Annotated in this window: 14 protein-coding genes; 7 read left to right on the top strand and 7 right to left on the bottom strand. The window is 60.2% G+C overall.

The annotated features are described in order from the left end of the window. The first annotated feature begins 176 nt into the window (after positions 1-176). Complete coding sequence (locus ACIF4X_RS15070) at positions 177-1,514, top strand: MFS transporter (RefSeq protein WP_397482743.1); 1,338 nt, start codon at positions 177-179, stop codon at positions 1,512-1,514. Positions 1,515-1,640: 126 nt separating this feature from the next. Here ACIF4X_RS15070 and ACIF4X_RS15065 read toward each other — a convergent pair whose 3' ends face one another. The 4 genes from ACIF4X_RS15065 to ACIF4X_RS15050 form a co-directional block, all read right to left on the bottom strand. Next, positions 1,641-2,519, bottom strand: a complete 879-nt coding sequence (locus ACIF4X_RS15065) for a DMT family transporter (RefSeq protein ID WP_397482742.1) — start codon at positions 2,517-2,519, stop codon at positions 1,641-1,643. A gap of 100 nt (positions 2,520-2,619) precedes the next feature. After that, positions 2,620-3,435 (bottom strand): sugar phosphate isomerase/epimerase family protein, encoded by an 816-nt coding sequence (locus tag ACIF4X_RS15060; protein WP_397482741.1) that lies wholly within the window; start codon positions 3,433-3,435, stop codon positions 2,620-2,622. Between the two features lie 2 nt (positions 3,436-3,437). Next, on the bottom strand, positions 3,438-4,499 hold the full coding sequence (locus tag ACIF4X_RS15055; RefSeq protein WP_397482740.1) for a Gfo/Idh/MocA family protein: 1,062 nt from the start codon (positions 4,497-4,499) through the stop codon (positions 3,438-3,440). 231 nt (positions 4,500-4,730) lie between these two features. Next, positions 4,731-5,507: an IclR family transcriptional regulator gene (locus ACIF4X_RS15050; protein ID WP_397482739.1), complete on the bottom strand. Its 777-nt coding sequence runs from the start codon at positions 5,505-5,507 to the stop codon at positions 4,731-4,733. Between the two features lie 176 nt (positions 5,508-5,683). Between ACIF4X_RS15050 and ACIF4X_RS15045 the strand changes: the two genes are divergently transcribed. The 4 genes from ACIF4X_RS15045 to ACIF4X_RS15030 all read left to right on the top strand — a co-directional run bounded on the left by ACIF4X_RS15045 (position 5,684) and on the right by ACIF4X_RS15030 (position 10,286). After that, positions 5,684-7,423, top strand: a complete 1,740-nt coding sequence (locus ACIF4X_RS15045) for an FAD-dependent oxidoreductase (protein WP_397482738.1) — start codon at positions 5,684-5,686, stop codon at positions 7,421-7,423. Continuing rightward, positions 7,407-8,252, top strand: coding sequence for an aldo/keto reductase (locus tag ACIF4X_RS15040; RefSeq protein WP_397482737.1), 846 nt, complete (start codon positions 7,407-7,409; stop codon positions 8,250-8,252). Before ACIF4X_RS15045 ends, ACIF4X_RS15040 begins: the two co-directional genes overlap by 17 nt. A gap of 192 nt (positions 8,253-8,444) precedes the next feature. Continuing rightward, on the top strand, positions 8,445-9,335 hold the full coding sequence (locus ACIF4X_RS15035) for a neutral zinc metallopeptidase (protein ID WP_397482736.1): 891 nt from the start codon (positions 8,445-8,447) through the stop codon (positions 9,333-9,335). Then, on the top strand, positions 9,336-10,286 hold the full coding sequence (locus tag ACIF4X_RS15030; protein ID WP_397482735.1) for an alpha/beta hydrolase: 951 nt from the start codon (positions 9,336-9,338) through the stop codon (positions 10,284-10,286). 139 nt (positions 10,287-10,425) lie between these two features. Here ACIF4X_RS15030 and ACIF4X_RS15025 read toward each other — a convergent pair whose 3' ends face one another. The 3 genes from ACIF4X_RS15025 to ACIF4X_RS15015 form a co-directional block, all read right to left on the bottom strand. After that, on the bottom strand, positions 10,426-11,019 hold the full coding sequence (locus ACIF4X_RS15025) for an HAD family hydrolase (RefSeq protein WP_397482734.1): 594 nt from the start codon (positions 11,017-11,019) through the stop codon (positions 10,426-10,428). Then, complete coding sequence (gene tesB / locus ACIF4X_RS15020; protein WP_277759395.1) at positions 11,016-11,885, bottom strand: acyl-CoA thioesterase II; 870 nt, start codon at positions 11,883-11,885, stop codon at positions 11,016-11,018. Before tesB ends, ACIF4X_RS15025 begins: the two co-directional genes overlap by 4 nt. A gap of 111 nt (positions 11,886-11,996) precedes the next feature. Further along, a complete protein-coding gene (locus tag ACIF4X_RS15015) occupies positions 11,997-12,566 on the bottom strand; it encodes a GNAT family N-acetyltransferase (RefSeq protein WP_397482733.1) in 570 nt (189 codons plus the stop codon). Between the two features lie 82 nt (positions 12,567-12,648). On the opposite strand from ACIF4X_RS15015, the gene ACIF4X_RS15010 reads away from it, so the two are divergent. Next, positions 12,649-13,569, top strand: coding sequence for a histone deacetylase (locus ACIF4X_RS15010; protein WP_397482732.1), 921 nt, complete (start codon positions 12,649-12,651; stop codon positions 13,567-13,569). Between the two features lie 295 nt (positions 13,570-13,864). Next, entirely contained in the window at positions 13,865-15,112 is a 1,248-nt protein-coding gene (locus tag ACIF4X_RS15005; protein WP_397482731.1) for a TIGR03862 family flavoprotein, read from the top strand. The last annotated feature ends 45 nt before the right edge of the window (positions 15,113-15,157 follow it).

The raw sequence follows: 15,157 nt of genomic DNA, 5'->3' as shown, positions 1-15,157 counted from the left end.
GTACTACCCGGTTAGTTTTGCGTGCGATTATCGAACACAATGGCGGTTTGGCGAATTGACGATTTTTCGTCCACTGCCCAACATCGGCTGCACATTGAGTCCGGATCTGAACCACCGGTCGCAGCGTGCACAGAAAAAAGCACACCAAATAACAAATCCAAAAACGGGTGGAACACATGATTCCTTCACAGACTTCCCGCATGGCTCCGGCCATGAGCACTGCCACGGGTGGCATCGGCGACAAGATCCGCGGCGCCATGGCCGTCGGCAAGACCCGTTGGGGCATGCTGGCGCTGGTGTTTTTCGCCACCACCCTGAACTACATCGACCGCGCCGCCCTCGGCGTCATGCAGCCGATCCTCGCCAAGGAAATGAGCTGGACGGCGATGGATTACGCCAACATCAACTTCTGGTTTCAGGTCGGCTACGCGATCGGTTTCGTCCTGCAAGGTCGACTGATCGACCGGGTCGGCGTCAAACGCGTGTTCTTCTGCGCCGTGCTGCTCTGGAGCCTGGCCACCGGTGCCCATGGTCTGGCAACTTCGGCCGTTGGCTTTATGGTCTGCCGGTTTATCCTCGGCCTGACCGAAGCGGCCAACTACCCGGCCTGCGTGAAAACCACGCGCCTGTGGTTTCCGGCCGGCGAACGTGCGGTTGCCACCGGCATCTTCAACGCCGGCACCAACGTCGGCGCGATGTTCACGCCGATGCTGCTGCCACTGATCCTGCACGTGTGGGGCTGGCAAGCGGCGTTCCTGTGCATGTCGGCACTGGGCGGTATCTGGCTGCTGTTCTGGGGCTTGAAGTACTTCAACCCGGAAGATCACCCGAGTGTTAAACAGTCCGAACTGGACTACATCCAGAAAGAGGTCGAACCGGAACAGGCCCGCGTGCCGTTCTCGAAGATTCTGCGTATGCGCGGCACCTGGGCCTTCGCCCTCGCCTACTCGCTGACCGCGCCGGTGTTCTGGTTCTACCTGTACTGGTTGCCGCCGTTTCTCAATCAGCAATACAACCTGGGCATCAACGTCACCCAGATGGGTATTCCGCTGATCATCATCTACGTCACGGCTGACTTCGGCAGCGTCGGCGGCGGCATTCTGTCTTCGTTCCTGATCGGTCGCGGGATGAATTCGATCAAGGCGCGGCTGCTGTCGATGTTCCTGTTTGCCTGCTGCATCATCGGCGTGGTCATGGCGGCTGGCTCGGCCAATCTGTGGGTCGCAGTGGCCGCCATTTCCCTGGCCATCGGTGCGCATCAGGCCTGGACCGCAAACATCTGGAGTCTGGTGATGGACTACACGCCCAAGCACATGATGAGCACGGTGTTCGGTTTCGGCGGCATGTGCGCAGCGATCGGCGGGATGTTCATGACCCAGATCGTCGGCCACATCCTCACCGTCACCAACAACAACTACACCGTGTTGTTTACCTTGATCCCGGCGATGTACTTCATTGCGCTGACGTGGATGTACTTCATGGCACCGCGCAAGATTCCTACCATCACCGAGTAACCTGCCTACACCCGGCTCCCTTGTAGGAGCTGCGGCACGCTGCGATCTTTTGATCTTGATGTTGAAGATCAAAAGATCGCAGCCTCGCTTCACTCGTCAGCTCCTACACAGGGGTTTGCGGTTTCTTCAGCGACGGCTCTGCTGCCACGCTGCCGCCAGCCCGCTGCAACAGATCACCGCAATACCGATGATCGTCAACACACTCGGCGTGTGATTGAACAGCAACCAGCCCAACATCCCGGCAAACACGATCTGGCAATAACCGAATGGCGCCAGCAGCGCCGGTGCGGCATGGCGGAACGCCTGGGTCAGAAACAAATGCGCGGTCATCCCACAGCTGCCCAGCGCCAGCATTAGCCCGGCATGCGTCAACGTCGGCACCTGCCAGAAGAACGGCACCAGTGCACTCATCACCAGCGTATTGCACAGCCCGGCGAAAAAGTTGCTGGTGGTCGGGCTGTCGACCTCGGCGAGCTTGCGGGTCAGCAGTTGATAGAAGCAGAAAAACAGCGCCGAGCAGAACGGCAGCAACACCGCCGGGGTGAACAATTCACCGCCCGGGTGAACGATGATCAGCACGCCGATAAAGCCGCAGATCACCGCGATCCATTGACCGCGTGTCACCCGTTCCTTGAGCAGCGGCACCGACAACGCCGTCACCAAAACCGGCGCAAGAAAGTTGACCGCCGTGGCTTCCGCCAGCGGGATATACAGCAGGGCCGTGGTGAAAAACAGGCTTGTACCGAGCAGGCAAAGTGCTCGGGTCAACTGCCATAACGGCTTCTTGGTGCGCAGGACGCGCAACCCGGACTGCGGCAGAAAAATCCCCGCCATCAGTAAGGTGTGCACCAGATAGCGTGCCCAGACCACCATCACGATCGGATAGAAACCCGAGAGGTATTTCGACAATGCGTCGTGACTGGAGAACAGGAAGGTCGCCACAACAATCAGCAAGATCCCCTTGAAGGGTTGGTTGACACCGGAGAGCGGGGTGCTGACGGTCATTGGGTTTCCTTGTGTAGCCGTAAAAGATCAAAAGCTTCGCAGGCAGTCTCGCCTCCCCTTGTGGGAGCGGGCGTGCCCGCGATTAGGTGCGCAGCACCGTTTACAGCCGCGCCAACAACTCCCGCGTTCTATCAATCGCCATCTGCGCCCGCTGCAATCCGCTAACACCCTGCTCCAGCAGTTTAACCGTGGGAATTTCCAGACTCAGTGGGATATTAGCCGGCAGCGCTTTCAGCAGCCCGAGCAGATCACAATCGCCCTCGCCGGGAAACCGCCGCTCGTTGCGCGCCTGACGCAAGATCTCGGCCATGTCTGACGGTCGCGGACCCGCGACATCACATAACTGCGCATAACGCAGCCTCGACGGCGACACCGTTTGCAGATCCTCAAGCCGTGAAGCCGAACGATCAAAGTGAAAGGCATCGACCAAAACCGCCGCATTTTCCCGATCAGCGCTTTCCACAATCCGCAGCGCTTGCTCCAGATTGCGCGCATCCGTCCAGGGCATGAACTCCAGGTGCGGATGCAAACCGAACGGCGCCGCCAGATCACACAACGCGGCAAAGTTATCGGTGAGTCGCTGCTCGTCAGGATCGTTACCGGCGACCAGTAATTCAGTCGCGCCAAATTCCGCACCGACCGTCAGCAGTTTCTCGAAATCGGCGACGACGGTCTCCGGTTTCAAACGCAGGATTTCCACGTCGAGCACGCGAACACCGGTCTCGCGCAGGCGTTGCAACGTCTGACGCCGCAAATCGCCATTGCCTACCAACGGGAAGTGATATTCCTCAGGTGTAGCCGGTTCCAGGCGCAGTCCGACATGGCTGTAACCGGCACGTGCAGCCACTTCGACCATTTGCGGTGGCGACAACTCCAGCACGGTCAGGCTGGCCAGGGACAGGATTCGTTCGCTCATGTTCAAGCCTCGATCAGTGCAGGGGAGCAAGCACGGCCAGTGGCGGCAGCTTCGCGAATGGCTTCGCTCAGCGCCAAAGTGCGCGCAGCGTCGGCCGCACTCACCAGTGGCGCGACTTCACGCCGTGCCACGCGTACGAAATGCTGTAACTGCAAGCGTAAAGCTTCGTCACCGCTGTAGGACTCTTCGACCATCAACAAGGGTTCATGCCAACCGGCATCCACCTGATCAGCGGCGTAATGCCAACGCTTGAGTTGCGGAATGCTCAACGCTCCGGCGGTACCCGCCAGCAGATAACACGGTTGATCCGGCTGACGCGGATACGCCGGGTTTTCACCGGATGCCAGCTCCCAACTCCACGGTGCCGCAACCGCATCGGAACCGCTCAATGTGCCCAATGTACCGCCCTCGAATTGCAGCAACACCGCCGCACTGTCTTCGTTGGCGAAACCGCGCACTGAGTTGTCAGTGATCGCTTGCACCGAGCGCACTTCACCGCACAGGTGACGCAACAGATCGAGATCGTGAATCAGGTTAGTCAGCAACATCCCCGCCCCCGCTTCACGGCGCCACGGGATCTCGAAATAACTGTCAGGTTTGCGCAACTGGAACAACGCAGTGACCGTGGTCAAACGCCCGAGCGCCCTGCTCTGCACCAGCTCACGGGCGCGCACGATCAGTGGGTTGTGGCGCCGATGATGGCCAACCAGCACCGGCACGCCGCTGCTTTCAACTGCTGCGACCAGTGCACGCGCTTCGTCCAGGTGCACGCCGACCGGTTTCTCCAACAGCACCGGCATGCCTGCCGCCAGACAATCGAGCGCCGTAGCGACGTGCTGGTTATTCGGATTGGCGACGATCACCGCGTCCGGCCTTATGTGCTCGAGCATCTGACGATGATCGGCGAAATGCCTTACGCCCCATTCAGCCGCAAGACTTTGCGCTTGCGGCCCAGGGTCAGCCACTGCGCAGAGCGTCGCTTCGGTGAGGGTTTGCAGGTGCCGATAATGTTGTTGGCCCATGTTGCCGGCGCCGACAAGGGCGATTCGAAGGGGCGAATTCAAGGGGCGGTCCTTTTCTAATTGTTGTTGGAATATCACTCAAGCAACAATTTAGAACCGAGTTCCATAATCCAAAACCCGTTGACTCGAAAACCGTGCGAACACCGCACGTTTTTGGACCAACACTAAATCCCCTGTAGGAGCTGCCGAAGGCTGCGATCTTCTGATCTTGTCTGTAAAAATCAAAAGATCGCAGCCTTCGGCAGCTCCTACATAAGTCTGTGTGAATGCGGATTACATGAACAATTCAGAGGCCAGACTGGCGGCGGATAATTCTTCAGCAAACGTCAGCAACAGCGGCGCCAGTTCATGCAAGCGCGCCCCCGGCATCCGCGCACTCGGCCCGGCAATACTCAGCACACCGATCACCCGCCCATCCGCAGGATGTTTCACCACCGCAGCAATCGCCGAAGTGCCGACTGCCGAACTCTCTTCGACCCAGGCATAGCCCTGTTCGCGGGCCAGACGCAGCCGTTCCAGCAACTCGATATTGGAGCGCGGCGCATTCGGCCCGATGCCCACCGGCACCTCCGCCGCTTGCCGCTCGACCAGTGACAACGCCTCGGCATCGCTCATGCACGCCAGCCACGCATGGCCGGACGCGGTGTAGAACAGCGGCGCATCGCGGCCCATGTCCGGGTCATAACGCAGGCCGCTGCGCGCGCCCTGCGCCTTGGCGATCCAGGTCTGCCGCTCGCCATCGATCACGCCCAAACGCACCAGTTCGCCGGTCTCCTGCGCCAGTCGGTCGAGCACCGGCTGGACGATGTCGGCACCGCTGCTCGACAGGTATTGAAAGCCCATCGCGACCAGTTTGGTCGACAGGTGATAGCGCAAGGTTTCCGGATTCTGTCGCACGTAGCCGAGACGGATAAGCTCGGCGAGCAAGCGGTGCGTTGCACTCTTGGGGATGTCCAGTTGCTCGGCCAGCGTCTGCATCGGCAGCCCGCGCGGATCACTGGTGAGGTTTTCCAGCACGCTGAAAACCCGTTCGATTTGACTGCCGGCCATGGGGAAATCCATATGAAATTTCGCCGATTCTAGAAGACATCTACCACAAAGCGAAATCTGGAACTGCGCGTTCGATAACCGCCCGGTTTGTCGTATCAAGGCTTGTAGGCCGACGGTAGCAATAGTTATTTTCTGGAATCAAATTCCACAAAAATCCAGCGCTGGAGCCTTGTTTGATGCCTGCCGAACTTCCCGCTATCGACTGCGACGTTTTAATCGTCGGCTCCGGCGCAGCCGGATTGTCAGCAGCCGTCACCGCCGCATGGCATGGCTTGAAAGTCATCGTTGTCGAGAAAGACCCGGTGTTCGGTGGCGCCACGGCCTGGTCCGGAGGCTGGGCGTGGGTGCCGTGCAATCCACTGGCTCGTCGGGCCGGGATCGTCGAAGACGTCGAACAACCGCGCACCTATTTGCGCCATGAACTGGGCGAACATTTCGACCCGGCGATGATCGATGCTTTCCTTCAGGCGGGGCCGCGCATGGTCGCGTTTTTCGAACAGCACACCGCACTGCAATTTGCCGATGGCAATGCCATTGCCGACATTCATGGCGACACGCCCGGCGCTGGCACCGGCGGTCGCTCGGTGATCGCCGCACCCTACGATGGCCGCAAGGTCGGACGCTTGCTCAAGCGACTTCGTTTGACCATGCGCGAAACATCCTTCATGGGCATGCCGATCATGGCCGGGACGGATCTGTCGGCTTTCCTCAATCTGACGCGCTCAATGAAAGCCGCATGGCATGTGACCCACCGTTTCACTCGGCACCTGTTCGACCTCGCAGTGCATGGCCGGGCGATGCAACTGGTCAACGGCGTGGCACTGGTGGCACGGCTGGCGAAATCCGCCGAAGACCTCGGCGTGTTGCTGTGGGAATCGGCGCCGGTAACGGAATTACTGCGCGACGAAAATCGTGTTTCGGGCGCCTTGATCAACAGCCGTAAAGGTCCGCTCCGCATTCATGCGCGCAAAGCCGTGGTGCTCGCCGCCGGTGGTTTTGCCAATGACATCGAGCGGCGCAAAACCTTGTTCCCGCGTACACCAACGGGTCACGAACATTGGGCGCTACCGCCGCTGGCCGTCAATGGCGATGGTTTGCGCCTGGGCGAAAGCGTCGGTGCACGGGTCAATACCGATGTGGCTTCGCCCGTGGCGTGGGCGCCGGTATCGCAAGTGCCACATTCCGACGGCAGCATCGGCCATTTCCCACACATCATCGAGCGTGGCAAACCGGGCATCATCGGCGTGCTGCGTAACGGTCGGCGTTTCGTCAACGAAGCCAACGGTTATTACGACTACGTCAGCGCGATGGTCGCCGCTGCGCCGGAAGGTGAAGAAGTCGCCTCATGGTTGATCTGCACACGTGCCTTTCAACGGAGCTATGGCCTTGGCATATCGCGGCCATTCCCGCTGCCCGTGTCAGAATTTATCCGCAGCGGCTATCTGAAAACCGGTAACACCGTTGAAGAATTGGCCACTGCTTGCGGCATAGAACCGAGCGCTTTGCGCCAGACCCTCGACGACTACAACCGCCATGCACGCCATGGTGAAGACCCTTTGTTCGGGCGCGGCACAACACCCTACAACCGCAAACAGGGTGATCCGGCGAACCTTCCCAACCCCTGCGTTGCCCCAATAGAAACCGGCCCGTTTTACGCCGTAAAAGTCCAACCGGGCTGCTTCGGTACGTTTGCCGGCCTCAAGGTCAATCCACATGCGCAAGTGCTGGATGCCAACCAACACCCCATCACCGGCCTCTACGCAGCGGGCGGCGACATGGCCAGCATCATGGGTGGCCACTACCCGGCGGGCGGCATCAACCTCGGCCCCGCACTGACTTTCGGTTACATCGCCGCCCGGCACATTGCCGGCATGACTGCTTTCGAACAGGAGATCGACCATGCAGCACATCGTTAATCCCATCGTTATTGCCCAGGGTTTGAATATGCCGAAACTCGGCCTCGGCACCTGGCCGATGCTCGGCGACGAATGCACCCGCGCCGTGGAGCAAGCACTGGAACTGGGTTATCGACACATCGACACGGCAGCGGCCTACAACAACGAAGACGCGGTCGGACAAGCACTGGCGAATACGCCGACACCGCGCGAGCAGATTCACGTCACCACCAAGGTCTGGTGGGATCAGCTGCAACCCGACGCGATGCGCCACTCCATGGACCGCAGCCTCACAGCCTTGCGCAGCGACTACGTCGATCTGTTCATGATCCACTGGCCAGCCACCGACTGGGATCTGCCGCGTACCCTCGAGACGCTGGCCTCGTTCAAGGAGCAGGGCCTGGCGCGCAACATCGGTGTGGCGAACTTTCCGCTGCCGTTGCTGCGCAAAGTCATCGAGGAATATGGGATTGGTCTGTCAGCGATTCAGGTCGAGTACCACGTCCTGCTCGGCCAGAACGCCCTGCTCGACTACGCCCATCAACACAACCTGGCACTGACGGCCTACACCCCGCTGGCGCGCAACAAGGTCTCGGACATCCCGCAGATTCAACAGATCGCCCAAAAGCACGGCGTGCTACCGACTCAAGTCGCACTGAAATGGTTGCTCGATCAGCCCAACGTCGCGGCGATTCCCAAGGCCAGCAGCCGCGTCAATCAACTGGCCAACCTCGCCTCATTGCAGGTTGAACTGGACGATGAAGACCGCGCATTGATCGCCGCACTGTCGAAACGCGAACGTCAGGTCAGCCCGGATTTTGCCCCCGAGTGGGATGCCTTTGATCGCTAAACCATGACCTGCTGAAAGAAACCCGCCACGCGATTGAATTCGCAGGCCTCGCCATCGTCAATAACAGGCCCGATCTCGTCAGCACGAGGCCGGGCCTGTTTGCGTGTGGCCAATAGACGGACGACCGGACTGGCGCCACACTCACACAGCAGCAACACTCATCAGCACCCGATACAAACAGAGGATTCCCACATGTTATGGAAAAAAGGCCGACGCAGTGACAACGTCGTCGACGCCCGTGGCGATGACATGGGCGGTGGTGGCGGTGGCATGCGCTTCGGTGGCGGCAAGGGCCTGAGCCTCGGTGCGATCCTGCTGATCGTCGGCATCGGCTGGATCACCGGACAGGACCCGCTGCAGATCCTCGGCCAACTCACCGGCCAAGGCACGCAGCAAGCGGCCCCTACTTCGCAAACCCGTCAGGCGCCGCCGGCCAATGATGAACAGGCCGAATTCGTCCGCTCGATCCTTGGCGACACCGAAGACACCTGGGGCGCGATCTTCCAGCAGGCCGGTCGCCAATATAAAGACCCGACGCTGGTGCTGTTCAGCAATCGGGTCAATTCCGCCTGCGGTCTGGCGACCTCCGCCACCGGACCGTTCTACTGCCCGGCCGATCAGAAAGTCTATCTGGACATGGCATTCTTCCAGGAAATGTCGCAACGCTTCAAAGCCGCTGGCGATTTCGCCCAGGCCTACGTGATCGCTCACGAAGTCGGACACCATGTGCAGACGCTGCTCGGCGTCTCGGCGAAAATTCAGACAGCCCGCCAGCAAGGTCGGCAGATGGAAGGTGACGGCGGCTTGCTGGTGCGCCAGGAATTGCAGGCCGACTGCCTCGCCGGCGTCTGGGCTTACAGTGCGCAGAAGCGCCTGAACTGGCTGGAACCGGGCGATATCGAAGAGGCCTTGAATGCGGCCAACGCCATCGGTGATGATCGTCTGCAACAACAGGGTCAGGGCCGTGTGGTGCCGGACTCGTTTACCCACGGCACGTCGGCGCAAAGGGTGCGCTGGTTCAAAACCGGATTCGCACAGGGCCAGGTCGGCCAGTGCGACACCTTCGCGGCGAAAAACCTGTAAATGCATAAATGGCTTTTGGCGTTACTGATCGTTGGCAGCACTGCGCAAGCCGCCGGTGTCGATGCGATCAGCCCCGGTCGTTTGCAACTCAAGGCCGGGGAAATGGCGGTGGGCATCGGACCTGCGCCGGAGAAAATCGAACGCGTGCTGATCGTCATTCATGGCCGTTTGCGCAACGCCGAGACCTATCGCAAAAGCGCCGAGAGCGCGGCCGAGCTGGCGGGGCAAAGCGCGCACACCTTGGTGATCGCCCCGCAGTTTCTCAATGAAAGTGATGTCGCACTGTACTCGCTACCTGCCACCGTGCTGCGCTGGCAGGGCAACGAGTGGATGGGCGGCGGGTTATCCACAGGTCCGAATCCGTTGAGTTCCTATGCGGCACTCGATGAGATCGTCGGACGGATCACCGACCGCAAACAGTTTCCGGACGTGAAGCAGATCGTGATCTTCGGCCACTCCGGTGGCGGCCAGGTGGTGCAACGTTATGCCCTGCTCGCCAAGGATCAGCCGGCGCTGAAGGCCAACGGCATCCGCTTGCGCTACGTGGTCGCCAATCCTTCGTCGTATGCGTATTTCAATGAACAACGACCGGTGGCGTTCGATCATGCCAAGTGCGTGGGCTTCAACCGCTGGAAGTACGGTTTGTCAGACATGCCGGTGTACGCCGGTGGGCAAACGCCGTTGCAGCTTGAGAGCAGTTACGTCAAACGCGAGGTGATTTATCTGCTCGGCCAGCAGGACATCGATCCCAAGCATCCGGCACTGGACAAGGGTTGTGAAGCAGAAGCGCAGGGTGCGTATCGCCTGGAGCGTGGGAAGTTGTACTTCGGCTATTTACTGCGTCGGCATCCGGAAGGGGTTAATCAGCGACTGATCGAAGTGCCCGGGGTCGGGCATAACGGCGATGGCATGTTGACCTCGCCGGAGGGGCAGAAGGCGTTGTTTGAATAAGTCCTGCATTGAATGATCTGCCGCCATCGCTGGCAAGCCAGCTCCCACAGTGGGTTGTGTCGCACACATTTTGCATCCACTGAAAATCCCTGTGGGAGCTGGCTTGCCAGCGATGAGGCCAGATCAAACAACCGAGATGTCAGGTAAACAACATCCTGCGCAATTCGACACAATCCTTCGCATGCCAATCGGCCAACTCGGGCCACGGGTTATCCGGCAAATTCACCAACACCGTCCGCGCGCCCGCCGCTCGCCCGCAATCCAGATCAAAGCGGTAATCACCGACCATCACCATCGCGCTGGCCGGCACTTCCCAGGCCTCTGCCAGTTTCAGCAAACCACCCGGATGCGGCTTCGGTGGCGCTTCGTCGCGGCCCAAAACGTCTTCAACGGCAAAGCAGTCAGCCAGACCAATCGCCTCCAGCGTCACATGCGCCAGTTCCCGCGCATTGCGGGTCAGAATGCCGAGGCGATAACCGCGCGCATGCAGATCACGCACCAGTTCCACCGCGCCGGTGGCCGGGGTCGAACCCAGCGCCAGATCCCTTTCGTGTTCCAGCAACCAGGCGTGTTTCGCCGCTGCCTCATCCGCTGGCAACGCAGCGAGATGAGTAAGAATGTCGTCCTGCGGCGGAATCGCCAGTGCCACGCGAATCGCCGCAAAATCATGCACGGCGACGGTCAGCGTGCCGTCCATGTCGAACACCCAGTGCTTCACATCCTTCAGGCTCATGCCCAATCCTTGCGATGACGGATCAAGCCTTCCTGCGTCACCGACGCGACCAGTTGCCCGGCGCGGTTGTACACGCTGCCACGGGAAAACCCGCGGGAATTGCCGGCCCACGGGCTGTCCATCGCATAAAGCAACCAGTCATCGGCGCGCAAATCGTTGTGGAACCACAGCGCGTGATCGAGGCTGGCGACCTGCATGTCTTTCTGCCAGACCGATTTGCCGTGGGGCAGCATCGAGGTGGTCAACAAACCGAAGTCCGAGGCGTAAGCCAGCAAGTATTTGTGCAGCGCCGGGATGTCGGCCAATGCGCCGTCAGCGCGGAACCACACATATTTGACGGGATCGGCCGGCTGCGGGTTGTACGGGTCTTTTTCGGTGACCGGGCGCACTTCGATCGGTTTCGGGCACAGCAATTTTTCACGCATGTGCTCAGGGATCAGGTGTGCGCGTTGCTGAGTCAACTCCAGCTCCGACGGCAGGTTTTCCGGGCCGACCACCACCGGCATCTGACTCTGGTGCTCGAAGCCTGCCTCGTCGTATTGAAACGATGCGCTGCAGGTGAAAATCGGGTGGCCCTTCTGAATGGCGGTAACCCGACGCGTGCTGAAACTGCCGCCATCGCGCACGCGGTCAACCGAATAGACCACCGGCAACTTGGCATCGCCCGGGCGCAGGAAATAGCCGTGCATCGAATGCACATGGCGCGTTTCTTCAACCGTCTGACTGGCCGCCGACAGCGACTGACCGAGCACCTGGCCACCGAACAACTGACGAAAACCCAGGTCCTGGCTACGGCCACGGAACAGGTTTTCTTCGATCGGTTCCAGGGTCAGCAGGTCGACCAGATCTTCCAACACTTGGCTCATTCAGACTCTCCTCACACAAAGCACTATGCCGCGCAGTCTTGGCTGCGGCGGCCGATTCAGATTCTGGCGCGGGCCAATGATATGGAGGCCATTGTAAACGTCCGTGTCGGCTTATCCATGCAAGGTTTGCAGCCATTGTTCGCGGGTGATGCGGTAGAGCACATGCCGGCGCAACGGATGATCGACGGCCAGTTTGGGGTGATCGAAATCATCATCCGGGGCATGATGCATGCCGATCGCCTGCATGACTTTCTCCGAAGGCAGATTGACTTGCGCGGTGAAGGAGACGATTTCCTTCAAGGCCAAGCGATCAAAGCCGCAGCGCAGAGCGGTCCACGCCGCTTCACTGGCATAACCCAGGCCCCAATGTTCCTTGGCCAGGCGCCAGCCGATTTCCACCGCGGGTGTAAATGACGCGTCGAAACCGACCACGCCGAGCCCGGTGAAACCGATGAATTCGCCGCTGTCCTTGCGCTCCAGCGCCCACAAGCCGAAACCGTGCTCGGCAAAATGCCCGCGCACACGGCCGATCATTGAAGCGCTTTCCAGTCGGCTCAACGGTGCTGGAAAATAACGCATCACTTGAGGATCGGCGCACATCGCGGCAAATGCCGGCAAATCCTCGTCCTGCCACTGACGCATCAGCAAGCGCGCGCTCTCAAGTTCCAGTATCGGCTCCATCGTGCCCCTCCGTTTCCATGCCGCAAGTCTACATCGCTGGTAGGATCCTTCACTCTTTCCTACGTTCCTACATGAAATCGCCATGTCACTGCCGTTGATCTACCACGAAGACTACAGCCCCGAGTTTCCGGCGGATCACCGCTTCCCGATGGACAAGTTTCGTCTGCTGCGCGATCACCTGGTCGACAGCGGTTTGACCCGCGACGCCGACCTGCTGCGGCCCGAGATCTGCCCCAACGACATCCTCGCCCTCGCCCATGACCGTGCGTATATCGAACGCTACATGAGCGGCGAGTTGTCCCGCGAAGACCAGCGGCGCCTTGGCTTGCCGTGGAACGAAGCGCTGGCGCGGCGTACGGTGCGGGCCGTCGGCGGTTCGATACTGGCGGCGGAAAAAGCCCTGGAGCATGGCTTGGCCTGCCACTTGGCCGGCGGTACCCATCATGCGCATTACGATTACCCGGCGGGCTTCTGCATTTTCAATGACCTGGCGATCATCAGCCATTACCTGCTGCAAAGCGGCCGCGTGAATCGCGTGCTGATCTTTGACTGCGATGTGCATCAGGGCGATGGCACCGCACGGATTCTCCATGACACGCCGGAGGCGATTACCGTTTCCCTGCACTGCGAGAAGAATTTTCCTGCACGCAAAGCGGAAAGTGACTGGGACATTCCGCTGCCAAAAGGTATGGGCGATGCCGATTATTTGAAGGTGGTGGATGACACGCTCAACTATTTGCTGCCGCTGTATCAACCGGATCTGGTGCTGTACGACGCCGGCGTTGATGTGCACAAGGACGATGCCCTCGGTTATCTGCAACTGACCGACGAGGGCGTCGCCGCCCGTGATGAAAGCGTGATGCGCCATTGCCTGGGCCGCAACATTCCGGTGATGGGCGTGATCGGCGGCGGTTACAGCAAGGATCGCCACGCCCTCGCCCGCCGCCACGGCATCCTCCATCACAGCGCGCAGCGGGTCTGGCAGTCACACGGTTGTCATTGAGCTGTGCTGCGTTACCCACAATGGCTGTGGAACTGCCTGTGGATAACCTGAGTGAAAGGGACTGCAGGCCCTGCTGTTCATGGCCCGCAGAACACTGGCTAATTTTTAACCAGATATCGAATTCCAACAAAAATCCCCCTGTGGGAGCGAGCTTGCTCGCGAAAGTGTCGGCACATTCGACATCTCGTTGACTGACACACCGCTTTCGCGAGCAAGCTCGCTCCCACAAGGATCTCCCACATTGATCTGCGCTGTTAGAATGCGCGCCTTATCCCGCCATACCGCAGCGCATGCCATGACTCAGAATTCCGCCTCCTCCCCTGCTCACGTCGCCATCATCGGCGGTGGCCCTGCCGGCCTGATGGCCGCTGAAGTACTGAGCCAGGCTGGAATTCGCGTCGACCTGTACGACGGCATGCCCTCGGTGGGGCGTAAATTCCTGCTGGCCGGCGTCGGCGGGATGAACATCACCCACTCCGAAGCCTACCCGGCGTTCCTCTCGCGTTACGCCGAGCGCGCGCCGCAAATCGCACCGTTGCTGCGCGGTTTCGACGCCGATGCGTTGTGCCAATGGATTCACGATCTGGGCATCGAAACCTTTATCGGCAGCTCCGGCCGCGTATTCCCCACCGACATGAAAGCCGCCCCGCTGCTGCGCGCCTGGCTCAAACGCCTGCGCGACAGCGGCGTAGTTATCCACACCCGCCACCGCTGGCTCGGTTGGGACGAACACGGTGCGCTGCGCATCGACAGCCCGGAAGGTGAAATCACCGTCAAACCCGACGCCACCTTGCTCGCCCTCGGCGGCGGCAGTTGGTCGCGCCTCGGTTCCGACGGTGCGTGGATGCTGCCGCTGGAGCAACGCGGCGTAGGACTGGCGCCATTGCAGCCGAGTAATTGCGGCTTCGAGGTGCAGGCCTGGAGCGAATTGATGGTCAGCAAATTCGCCGGCGCGCCGCTGAAAAATATCGCCATTGGTTTGAATGATGATGTACCGCGCCTGGGCGAATGCGTGATCACTGCGACGGGCATTGAAGGCAGTCTGATTTATGCGCTGTCGGCGCCGATTCGTGAGGCGATCAATCAGCATGGCGCGGCGGTTATTCACATTGATCTGTTGCCCGGCCGGCCTGTGGATAAATTGCAGGCGGCGTTGAGCAAGCCCCGTGGCTCGCGGTCGATGGCCAAGCATCTGCACAGTCAGGTCGGGATTGATGGGGTTAAAGCGGCGTTGTTGCGTGAGTTGACTGATGCGGCAACCTTCGCCGATCCGGCGTTATTGGCGCGGGCGATCAAAGCACTGCCGCTGACATTGTTGAAAACCCGACCATTGGACGAGGCGATCAGCAGTGCTGGCGGCGTGACGTTTGAGGCGATGGACGAGCGCTTGATGCTCAAGGCGTTGCCAGGGGTGTTCTGTGCGGGGGAGATGCTCGATTGGGAAGCGCCGACGGGCGGCTATTTGCTGACGGGGTGTTTTGCCAGTGGGCGGGCGGCGGGGTTGGGTATCGTGCAATGGATCAAGTCCAAGGCGTCTGCCTGAACCCTCACCCCAGCCCTCTCCCAGAGGGAGAGGGAGCCGACCGAG

The sequence above is a fragment of the Pseudomonas sp. NPDC085632 genome (genome assembly GCF_044541255.1).
Classification (GTDB): Bacteria; Pseudomonadota; Gammaproteobacteria; order Pseudomonadales; family Pseudomonadaceae; genus Aquipseudomonas.
Note: the sequence above shows the minus strand (reverse complement) of the source record. Positions and strands in the feature narration are given on the sequence as shown.

Bases quoted from the DNA above. Each gene is read 5' to 3' on its own strand.
- ACIF4X_RS15050 (WP_397482739.1), bottom strand. From the start codon at position 5,507: ATGGCCGGCAGTCAAATCGAACGGGTTTTCAGCGTGCTGGAAAACCTC.
- ACIF4X_RS15065 (WP_397482742.1), bottom strand. From the start codon at position 2,519: ATGACCGTCAGCACCCCGCTCTCCGGTGTCAACCAACCCTTCAAGGGG.
- tesB (WP_277759395.1), bottom strand. From the start codon at position 11,885: ATGAGCCAAGTGTTGGAAGATCTGGTCGACCTGCTGACCCTGGAACCG.
- ACIF4X_RS15060 (WP_397482741.1), bottom strand. From the start codon at position 3,435: ATGAGCGAACGAATCCTGTCCCTGGCCAGCCTGACCGTGCTGGAGTTG.
- ACIF4X_RS15015 (WP_397482733.1), bottom strand. From the start codon at position 12,566: ATGGAGCCGATACTGGAACTTGAGAGCGCGCGCTTGCTGATGCGTCAG.
- ACIF4X_RS15030 (WP_397482735.1), top strand. From the start codon at position 9,336: ATGCATAAATGGCTTTTGGCGTTACTGATCGTTGGCAGCACTGCGCAA.
- ACIF4X_RS15045 (WP_397482738.1), top strand. From the start codon at position 5,684: ATGCCTGCCGAACTTCCCGCTATCGACTGCGACGTTTTAATCGTCGGC.
- ACIF4X_RS15005 (WP_397482731.1), top strand. From the start codon at position 13,865: ATGACTCAGAATTCCGCCTCCTCCCCTGCTCACGTCGCCATCATCGGC.
- ACIF4X_RS15040 (WP_397482737.1), top strand. From the start codon at position 7,407: ATGCAGCACATCGTTAATCCCATCGTTATTGCCCAGGGTTTGAATATG.
- ACIF4X_RS15010 (WP_397482732.1), top strand. From the start codon at position 12,649: ATGTCACTGCCGTTGATCTACCACGAAGACTACAGCCCCGAGTTTCCG.
- ACIF4X_RS15035 (WP_397482736.1), top strand. From the start codon at position 8,445: ATGTTATGGAAAAAAGGCCGACGCAGTGACAACGTCGTCGACGCCCGT.
- ACIF4X_RS15025 (WP_397482734.1), bottom strand. From the start codon at position 11,019: ATGAGCCTGAAGGATGTGAAGCACTGGGTGTTCGACATGGACGGCACG.
- ACIF4X_RS15070 (WP_397482743.1), top strand. From the start codon at position 177: ATGATTCCTTCACAGACTTCCCGCATGGCTCCGGCCATGAGCACTGCC.